Raw genomic sequence first — 614 nt, 5'->3', positions numbered from 1 at the left:
GCACCACCCACCATCAGTTCACCAACACCGCCTGCCGGAACGGCATTGGCGTTCTTGTCCATCACTGAGATGAGCATATCCGGCAGCGCGTGGCCAACCGGGCTCTGCCCGTCAGAGCTGAGAATATCCTCAACTGCTAGTTCCCGCCATGTAACGTGGACAGTTGTCTCCGTAATGCCATACATGTTGACCAGTTGCGGCAACTGATCCTCACACGCACGAACCCATGGAGCCAGTGCCGCCGACTTGAGCTCTTCCCCGCCAAAAATGATATGGCGGAGTGCACGGGCAGCCACAGACGCCGCTAGGTCCACCTGGATCAGAGTCTGAAACGCCGTGGGTGTCTGGCTGAGGACTGTCACACCCTCACGCACAAGCAGATTGTGGAAAGCCTCGGTATCCCGTGTTACCATTAATGGCACAACAACGGCACGTCCTCCTGACACAAGAGCCCCAAAGATTTCCCAGACCGAAAAGTCAAACGCGTAGGAGTGAAAGACACTCCAGACATCATCGTAAGCAGGTTCAAAGACCGCCCATGCAGATTCAAACAGCCGTGCCAAATTCTGTTGGGTGATACCGACGCCTTTGGGTTTTCCTGTTGAACCTGAGGT

1 protein-coding gene is annotated in these 614 nt (G+C 55.4%); it reads right to left on the bottom strand.

The annotated features are described in order from the left end of the window. Positions 1-614: AMP-binding protein (locus tag AD948_RS00045; RefSeq protein ID WP_156478854.1), on the bottom strand; the 614-nt coding region annotated here is incomplete at both ends.

It is taken from the genome of Acetobacter senegalensis (assembly GCF_001580995.1).
GTDB classification, from domain to species: Bacteria; Pseudomonadota; Alphaproteobacteria; order Acetobacterales; family Acetobacteraceae; genus Acetobacter; species Acetobacter senegalensis.
Note: the sequence above shows the minus strand (reverse complement) of the source record. Positions and strands in the feature narration are given on the sequence as shown.